This is a genomic window from Lacinutrix sp., from assembly GCF_023299985.1.
In the GTDB taxonomy this organism is placed as follows: Bacteria; Bacteroidota; Bacteroidia; order Flavobacteriales; family Flavobacteriaceae; genus Lacinutrix.
Window position 1 is genome coordinate 1 of record NZ_JALZVX010000062.1, and the last position, 9174, is coordinate 9174.

Sequence of the window (9174 nt, forward strand, 5' to 3'; positions counted from 1 at the left end):
CCAGAAATTTTTAAAGCTGGTATGTCTGGAAAAACAATTAAAATTGGATGTTGGATAGGTAGAAGCATTAACGTTCCAAAAATTGATTAATGAACTTTAAAAAGTTATATAATATTAAAAACGGAGTCATAGCATTAGCTATGACTCTGTTTTTTTCTTGTACAAATAACTTTAAAGAAGTAAATAAAATAGGCGTTAGTGAAAACGAACCACAAGGTATAGGTATAGAGGTTAATGCAAAGCGAACAGATTCTGGACGTGTGGTTGCTAATTTAATTAGCCCAAAGTTGTTGGATTTTGAAAACAGAAAATTTCCATATTCAGAATTTCCAGAAGGTGTTACACTGCATATTTTTGATGAGCAAAATTTTAAAACAACAATAGTTTCAGATTATGCTATTATTTATAGCGAAACAGACGTTATAGATATGCAAGGTAATGTTGTGGTCTCTACTCACGAAGGTGATAGTTTGTTTGCAGATCAATTGTTTTTCGACCAGCAAAAAGAGTGGTTGTTTACTAATTCACCTGTAAGATATAAGGCTGAAGGCTTTGACACAAGAGGTAAAGGTTTCGATTCTGATCGCGATTTTACTAAAGCAGAAGTTTTAGAGATAAGTGGTTATTTTTTAATTGACGAATAATACAATCTTGTATTATTAATTATAGTGTACTTTAATTTTTTATATATCTTTACTACAACTAATATTATACATGAAATACTTAAAATTTTCTCAATACATTTATATTATCGCAGGTATCTATTTTTTATACGATTGCATAAGAACCTGGAATGGAGATAGAAATCATGCTTATTTATCCTTGTTTCTATTTGCTTTAGCAATATTTATGTTTTTTTTTAGAAGACATTTTCATAAAAAATATGAAGACAGAAGCAATAAACAATAAATGGCAACAACAGTAGTTATCGTTATTATTATACTGTCGTTACTACTATCGGCATTTTTCTCTGGAATGGAGATTGCTTATGTTTCTGCTAACAAAATTCATATAGAAATAGAAAAAAAGCAAGACGACTTTTTAGCTAAAATCCTTAAAAGACTAACAGCAAAACCATCTAAATTTATAGCAACAATGCTTATTGGTAACAATATAGCACTTGTTATTTATGGTTTTTTTATGGGAGATTTATTAGTAAAGTGGTTTACATCTTTAGTAGGTAACTATCCTGTTTTAGAGTATTTATTAGTAGACTTAGTTCTTTTGTCTCAAACAATAATTTCAACTTTAGTAATATTATTTACAGCAGAATTTCTTCCAAAAGTATTCTTTCAAATTTACAGTAATACCTTAATTAAGGTTTTAGCTTTTCCAGCTTACCTGTTTTATTTGTTGTTTTGGTTTATTTCTGGTTTTGTACTTTGGATTTCAGATTTTGTACTTAAAAAGTTTTTTAAAACGGAAGGCGATCAAGTACAACTAGCATTTTCAAAAGTAGAGTTGGGTCATTACATTAGTGAGCAAATGGAATCTGTGGAAGAACATGATGATATTGATTCCGAAATTCAAATATTTAAAAACGCACTAGAGTTTGCAGAGGTTAAAGCAAGAGAAGTTATGATTCCTCGAACAGAGATTGTGGCTTTAGAAATTAACGATACCGTTGCTAATTTAAGCAAGCTGTTTACCGAAACAGGAATGTCTAAAATATTAATTTATAAAGAAACGATAGACGATATTGTTGGTTATGCACACGCTTTCGAGTTGTTTAAAAAACCTAAAACAATCAAGGCAATGGTTATGCCAGTAGAGTTTGTTCCAGAAACCATGTTAGCAAACGATATACTTAATGTGCTAATTAAAAAACGTAAAAGTATTGCCGTTGTTTTAGACGAATATGGTGGAACCTCTGGTATTATGACTGTTGAAGATATAGTTGAAGAGCTCTTAGGTGAAATTGAAGACGAGCACGACACAGTAGTATTGAGAGAAGAAAAAATAAACGATTTAAACTATACTTTCTCTGCACGCTTAGAAGTCGATTATTTAAACGAAACCTATAAATTAAACCTGCCAGAAGGTGAAAACTACGAAACACTTGGTGGTTTAATTGTCGATCATACCGAAGAAATACCTCAAAAAAACGATATTGTTAATACAGAACATTTTCAGTTTAAAATTCTTGAGGTCTCAAACACTAAAATAGATTTAGTATCTCTAAAAGTTAAAACAGACTATTAAGTTACAAATCGTACTATTATCAAGAGATTTTTAGCAAAAACACCACTCATTTTAACTATTCTACAATTATTGCTAATTTCTGCTTTTATTATTAAATAGAAAATGGTATTTTCGCCCACTATATTTTAACAATAACAGAAATACAATCTATATCTACAGATGGCAATTTTAAATAAAATAAGACAGAAAACAGTTGTACTAATTTTAGTAATCGCATTAGCGCTATTCGCGTTTATATTATCGAGTCTTTTCGATAATAAAGATGCATTGTTTAATAAATCTCCAGATGTAGTTGCTACTATTAATGGAAAAGACATTTCGCGTCAGGCATTTATGGCTCAGGTAGAAGCACGTAATAATCCAAATACTACGCAATCTCAAGTTATGAATCAAGTTTTCGAAGCAGAAGTAAGAAAATCTGTGATGGAATCTCAATTTAGCGAGTTAGGTCTAACTGTTGGTAGAGAGCAAATGCGTGACATATTAAAACAAAATTACGCAAGTAGTCCTCAGTTTTTAAATGCTGAAGGTGTTTTTGATGAGTCTTTATTAAATCAATATATTTTAGATTTAAAGGAGTCTCCTAACAGAGATTTTTATAACAGATGGGTTTTAGGAGAAGAAGCTATGGCATCTGGTGCTTTACAGCAAAATTATATTAATATGATTAAAGCAGCATCTAATGCTACTTTAGCAGAAGGTGAATTAGAGCACAAACTACAAAACGATCTAGTAGATATTAAATATGTGTCTATACCTTACACGTCTATTGCAGACAGTACTGTTGTTGTTAGTAATTCTGAAATTACGGCTTACATTAACAAAAATAAAAGCAAATACGAAGCTGAGGCATCAAGAAATTTACAATATGTAAAATTTGAGAATGTACCATCTCTAGAAGACGAAAACACACTTAAAAACCAACTTGTTTCATTTATAAATGGAAAAGAAATTTATAATGAAGTAACTAAACAAACCGAAAAAACGCCTAGTTTTTTAAACATGAACAACGCAGACGCTATTACTTTAGTTAATGCAGAGACAGATGGTGGTGTAAAATTTGCAGACAAATATGTATATGGTTCTGCTTTTCCAAACGGAGTTAAAGATAGTATTGCAAAATTAAACATTGGTTCGGTTTATGGTCCTTATAAGGATGGCTCAAGTTATAAAATAACGAAGCTTTTAGATAGAAAGGTACTAGCAGATTCTATACAGTCCAGCCATATTCTTATTCCTTTTGTAGGATCTCAAGCAGCAACTGCAGAAACAACTAAAACTAAAGAACAAGCAAAAGCAACTGCAGATAGTATTTTTAGATTAGTTAGAAATAACAAAGCTAAATATGCAGCAATAGCAAACGATATTAATACAGATGGTTCTAAAGGTAAAGATGGAAGTATAGGATGGTTTCGTTTAACAGATTATAATCCTGCATCTTTCGATCCAGATTTCGCAGACTTTTTATTCTTCAATAAAAAAGGAGCTATCGATGTGGTTGCAACTAAGTTTGGTTACCACATTATTAGAATAGACGATAAGAAAAATGAAGATACAGCATACAAAGTAGCAACAATAGAAAGAACTATTGAGCCTTCTGTAGATACAGAAAATGCAGTATTTAGAACCGCAACAAACTTTGAAGTATCTCTTGATAAACAAAAATTTAAAGATGCTGCAAAAGCAAGTAACTTAAGCCTTAATCCAGTAAGTACAATTAAAGAACTTGACGAAAATATTCCTGGAGTTGGACCATTAAGAGCTTTAGTGCGTTGGACTTTTGAAGATAATAGTGAAGTTGGAGACACAAAAAGATTTGAAACTTCTAATGGCTACATTGTTGCTCAAATTACTGCTAAAAATAAAGCTGGTTTAATGAACATTCAAGATGCATCTGTAACGGCTTTACCAGAAATAAGAAAAGAAAAGAAAGCGAAATTAATAAAAGAAAGAATTAGTGCTACTACTTTAGCAGATGTTGCAACTGCAGAAACGCAAACCGTTAGAACAGCTTCAGCTATAAACATGAAGAATCCTACAGTAGCAGGAGCAGGTTTAGAGCCATTAGTTGTTGGTACTGCTTTTGGTTTAGACCAAGGACAAGCATCTAAGTTAATAACAGGAGTAAAAGGTGTTTACATGGTAGAGGTTACTAAAAAGACAGCAGCTATTAAGTTAGATAATTACCAGTCTTCTGCAAACCAAGTAGCAACAGAAAAATCGACTGCAATTAATACAAGATTATATAATGCTTTAAAAGAAGCATCAGAGATTGAAGATTATAGAGCTAAAACAGTACAGTAGAATTAAACTACTACATACAATAAAAAAGCCTTGCAAATGCGAGGCTTTTTTATTACTTTAAAATAGAAAACCAATTTTACAAAATCATATCCTTAAAACTAATTATTGTATTGTAGCCTTTAGATGTAAAGTAAGATTCTATATATTCTTTTTCACCTGTAACTAAAACAAAATCGCCATTCCATCCGCCAAGACTTTTAATTTGGTGTTTATAATCGCTAAACAAACGTTCTTTAATAGGTGTTTGTTTTGTTATTGTACCTATTAAAATTTCGTGTTGTTCTATTAGCATATTAAAATCTTCAATAGTTTTAGAGTTAATCAATTTAGAGGTGATATTGTTTATTTTAAAAATAACACTTTCAATATTAGACTTATTATCTCTGTAAGTTTTAATAGAGTCACGACTATTTTGCTTTCGGTTTAAATGCATAAAAAACAATTGGTCTGTAAACGTTTTATTAAATGATAAACGCTTAACTAAAGGTTTAGAGCCTTCTAATGTATAGGTTATTGCAGAGTTGTTTTGAGCACAAGCAATATCGTAACCACTACCACCAAAAGTAGCGTTAGAAAGCGCAAAAGCATCCACTTTAGCCCATTGTGCTATATTGTTTAAAAGTGTAGAAGAAGAGCCTAATCCCCAATTATTAGCGAATTCTAATGTAGTTGTTACTTTGTAGCCTTTTGTAGTGTTTAAAAACTCAGGATTTAGTGTTTTTGCTGCTTTTAGTATTTCTAGTAAACGATTAGAAATAGTGTTGTCATTGCGAGGAGTTTTTTGCGACGTGGCAATCTCATTATTAGCAATATTTAATTCATCTTCAAACCAAACGGTTCCTTTACAATCAATACTTTCCCAGATAATCTTTTGTTCATCTATGGATTCTACAGTTAGTATTTGTCCGAATTTGGTAGGTAAAGCTAAAGCTTTTGCACCATCAAGTACTACATATTCTGCGGTAAGTAATAATTTTCCATGACTGTAGAAGGTTTGCATTATTGTCTTAATTTTTCAATTTCAGAAACCACAGCACTATGTGTTACAGTGTTGGTTTTAAAATAATTGACTATAGATTCCTTTTCTTCTTTTGAAGCATTAAATTGATTTAATATATTCATTAAATGCATTTTCATGTGTCCTTCTTGAATTCCCGTAGTCGTTAACGAGCGTAAAGCAGCAAAATTCTGTGCCAATCCAGCAACTGCTACAATTTGCATGAGCTCTTTTGCGGTTGGTTTTCCTAAAATATCTAACGCTACTTTTACTAATGGATGCAAGCCTGTTAATCCACCAACGGTTCCTAATGCTAACGGAATTTCCATCCAGAAAGTAAATATGCCATTCTCAATTTTAGCATGTGTTAAACTGCTGTATTTTCCGTTTTTAACGGCATAGGCATGAATACCAGCTTCAACAGCTCTAAAATCGTTTCCTGTGGCAAGTACAACGGCATCAATACCATTCATAATACCTTTATTGTGTGTAACAGCTCTATAAGGTTCTATTTCTGCAATGTTTACAGCGCGAACAAATTTTTCAGCAAACGCTTTACCAGAAATACCTTTATGTGTTAAATCTTCAACTTTGCAAGATACTTGAGCGCGAACTAAGCAATCTGGCACATAGTTAGAAAGAATACTCATTACAATTTCTATTGGAGCATTCAGGTATTTTTCAGCTTCTGCTTTAAACGTTTTTGCAAATTGCTCTAAACACGAGTTTATAAAATTTGCTCCCATGGCATCCAATGTCTCAAAGGTTGCATGCAATTGGTAGTAGTTGTTTAAATCTTTGGTTTTGTTTCGTAATTCAATATCTAAAATACCACCACCACGTTTTTCCATGTTAGCAGTAATTACTTTTGTATCTGTAATTAGTTTTGGCTTAATGGTATTGAAATACGCTTCTAAGTCTTTAACATTACCATTAAACATAAAATGCACTTGCCCAACTTTAGTGGTAGAAATCACTTCTGCTTTAAAGCCACCACGTTGCATCCAGAATTTAGCAGCATTACTTGCAGCTGCAACAACAGAACTTTCTTCAATAGCCATTGGTATGGCATAAACGTTGCCGTTTATTTCAAAATTTGGAGCTATACCAAGTGGTAAATAATAGTTTGAAATAGTATTTTCTATAAATTCGTCGTGAAGCTGTTGTAATTTACTATCTACATTAAAATATTGCGTGATGGTTTGTTTAGCAGTTTCAGAATTTGAAAGATAGTGACTAACAATCCAATCTATTTTTTGAGATTTAGATAGTTTTGAGAAACCAGAAATTGTTGCGCTCATTAAGTGTAAATTATGTTGGCGAAGATACTAAATAAGGTCTGTTTTGATGTAATCTTACTTTAATCAAATTTTAAACCAACACTTTTGTATCTAAATTCGGCTGAATTAACTGTTAATAATTAGGGTTTTTTGCTTATTTTTTAGTAAACTTGACATTATTTTATCAAAAAAACACACTTAATGATATTATCTAGATATTTAGCAATTTTCTGCTTATTAGTAACTACTTTATCTACAGCACAAAACAAATCTATTAGTCTAGACAATATATGGTCTAATGGTACTTTTAGAACCGAAAGATTAGATGCTTTACATTCTATGCAGAATGGACAACAATATTCTGTTTTAAATTTTGATAGAGCTAATGGCTCAACTACAATAGATATTTACGATTATAAAACTTTAGAAAAAGTAAAGACGCTAGTAAGTTCTAAAAAACTTAAAGCCATCAAGTTTTTTACAGATTATACTTTTAGCGATGACGAGTCACTAGTATTATTGGCAACAAACCAAGAGTCTATTTTTAGACGTTCCACTTTAGCTAATTACTTTGTTTTTAATACAAAAACAAACGAGTTATCTTCAATTTCTAACGATAAAATTCAAGAACCAACCTTTTCACCAGATGGAAAAAAAGTAGCGTATGGTTTAAATAATAATTTATATGTGAAAGATTTATCCTCCGGGAAAACTACTCAATTAACTACAGATGGTGTAAAAAATAAAATTATAAACGGTATTACAGATTGGGTTTACGAAGAAGAATTTGCTTTTGTTCGTGCTTTCGAGTGGAATGCAAATAGTAATAAAATTGCTTTTATTCGTTTTGATGAAACTGATGTTCCAGAATTTTCAATGGATGTTTATGGTAAAGATTTATACCAGACACAAACCGTTTTTAAATATCCAAAGGCAGGAGAAGCAAATGCTGTAGTGTCTTTGCATATTCACGATTTAAAAAAGAATAAAACTGAGGCTGTAAAGTTAGATAAAGCCTATAAAGACTTTTACATTCCTAGAATTAAATGGTCTAAGAACCCAAATATCTTGAGCGCGCAGTATATGAATCGTCATCAAGACGAACTAGATTTATGGCTAATAGATGCAAATAAAAATAAGGCAACTATAGCTATCGCTGAAAAAGATAAAGCTTATGTTGATGTAACAGATAATCTAACTTTTTTAAAGGATAATAGTTTTATTTGGACTAGCGAAAAAGATGGTTTCAATCATATTTACCATTACGGTAAAAAAGGAAAATTAATAAATCAAGTAACTAAAGGCAATTGGGAGGTTACTAACTATTATGGTTTTGATGCTAAAACAAATAATATTTACTACCAATCTGTAGAGAATGGTTCTATTAATCGAGATGTTTACTCTATTAATTTAAATGGTAGAAATAAAGTGCGTTTAACCAAAGATACAGGAACAAATAGCGCAGATTTTAGTGCAGACTTTACTTACTTTATTAACACATTTTCTAGTGCAACAACACCTCCTAAATACACATTAAACAGTGCTTTAAATGGAACGGTTGTAAAAAGTATAAAAGATAATGCCACATTAGCAAAGACGGTTTCAGAATTTAAAACTTCAAAAAAAGAATTTTCTACTATTAGTGTAAATGGCAACGATTTAAATATGTGGATTATTAAACCTGCAAATTTTGATGCTACCAAAGAATATCCATTATTTATGTTCCAATATTCTGGACCAGGTTCACAACAAGTAGCCAACCGTTGGAATGCTTCTAACGATTATTGGTACCAAATGTTAGCTCAAAAAGGCTACATTGTTGCTTGTGTAGATGGAAGAGGAACAGGTTTAAAAGGAGCAGATTTTAAAAAAATCACTCAAAAAGAATTAGGTAAATTTGAAGTTGAAGACCAAATAGAAGCTGCTAAAAATTTAGGACAACGTGCTTATATTGATGCGTCTAGAATTGGAATTTGGGGCTGGAGCTATGGTGGTTTTATGTCTAGTAATGCGTTATTTAAAGGAAACGATGTCTTTAAAATGGCTATTGCAGTTGCACCAGTAACAAGCTGGCGTTTTTACGATTCTATTTATACAGAACGTTACATGACTACGCCTCAAGAAAATGCAAGTGGTTATGATGATAATTCGCCAATAAACCATGTCGATAAATTAAAAGGGGACTTTTTACTAATTCATGGAACAGGAGACGATAATGTACATGTGCAAAACACAATGCGTATGGTTGAAGCTTTAATTCAAGCCGATAAACAATTTGAATGGATGATATATCCAGACAAAAATCATGGTATTTATGGTGGAAATACACGCAAGCATTTATATACAAAAATGACCAATTTTATAGATCGTACTTTGGGTGATAAAATTCAA

Annotated in this window: 7 protein-coding genes; 5 read left to right on the forward strand and 2 right to left on the reverse strand. The window is 31.4% G+C overall.

The features are described from left to right. The first annotated feature begins 89 nt into the window (after positions 1-89). From lptC to Q0C58_RS03220, 4 genes are all read left to right on the forward strand, one after another. Positions 90-644 (forward strand): LPS export ABC transporter periplasmic protein LptC, encoded by a 555-nt coding sequence (gene lptC, locus Q0C58_RS03205; RefSeq protein ID WP_290697447.1) that lies wholly within the window; start codon positions 90-92, stop codon positions 642-644. A 70-nt stretch (positions 645-714) separates the two neighbouring features. Beyond that, a complete protein-coding gene (locus Q0C58_RS03210) occupies positions 715-909 on the forward strand; it encodes a hypothetical protein (RefSeq protein ID WP_290697449.1) in 195 nt (64 codons plus the stop codon). Beyond that, complete coding sequence (locus Q0C58_RS03215; RefSeq protein ID WP_290697451.1) at positions 910-2202, forward strand: hemolysin family protein; 1293 nt, start codon at positions 910-912, stop codon at positions 2200-2202. 159 nt (positions 2203-2361) lie between these two features. After that, a complete protein-coding gene (locus Q0C58_RS03220) occupies positions 2362-4506 on the forward strand; it encodes a peptidylprolyl isomerase (RefSeq protein ID WP_290697455.1) in 2145 nt (714 codons plus the stop codon). 76 nt (positions 4507-4582) lie between these two features. Here the strand turns inward: Q0C58_RS03220 and Q0C58_RS03225 are convergent, their stop codons facing one another. Both Q0C58_RS03225 and Q0C58_RS03230 read right to left on the reverse strand, forming a co-directional pair. Next, positions 4583-5506: a GYDIA family GHMP kinase gene (locus Q0C58_RS03225; protein WP_290697457.1), complete on the reverse strand. Its 924-nt coding sequence runs from the start codon at positions 5504-5506 to the stop codon at positions 4583-4585. Next, on the reverse strand, positions 5506-6804 hold the full coding sequence (locus Q0C58_RS03230; RefSeq protein ID WP_290697459.1) for a hydroxymethylglutaryl-CoA reductase, degradative: 1299 nt from the start codon (positions 6802-6804) through the stop codon (positions 5506-5508). The genes Q0C58_RS03225 and Q0C58_RS03230 overlap by 1 nt, the downstream gene beginning before the upstream one ends. A 180-nt stretch (positions 6805-6984) precedes the next feature. Here Q0C58_RS03230 and Q0C58_RS03235 point away from each other — a divergent pair. Further along, positions 6985-9174: S9 family peptidase (locus Q0C58_RS03235; protein WP_290697461.1), on the forward strand; the 2190-nt coding region annotated here is incomplete at its 3' end.

Bases quoted from the DNA above. Each gene is read 5' to 3' on its own strand.
- lptC (WP_290697447.1), top strand. From the start codon at position 90: ATGAACTTTAAAAAGTTATATAATATTAAAAACGGAGTCATAGCATTA.
- Q0C58_RS03210 (WP_290697449.1), top strand. From the start codon at position 715: ATGAAATACTTAAAATTTTCTCAATACATTTATATTATCGCAGGTATC.
- Q0C58_RS03215 (WP_290697451.1), top strand. From the start codon at position 910: ATGGCAACAACAGTAGTTATCGTTATTATTATACTGTCGTTACTACTA.
- Q0C58_RS03220 (WP_290697455.1), top strand. From the start codon at position 2,362: ATGGCAATTTTAAATAAAATAAGACAGAAAACAGTTGTACTAATTTTA.
- Q0C58_RS03225 (WP_290697457.1), bottom strand. From the start codon at position 5,506: ATGCAAACCTTCTACAGTCATGGAAAATTATTACTTACCGCAGAATAT.
- Q0C58_RS03230 (WP_290697459.1), bottom strand. From the start codon at position 6,804: ATGAGCGCAACAATTTCTGGTTTCTCAAAACTATCTAAATCTCAAAAA.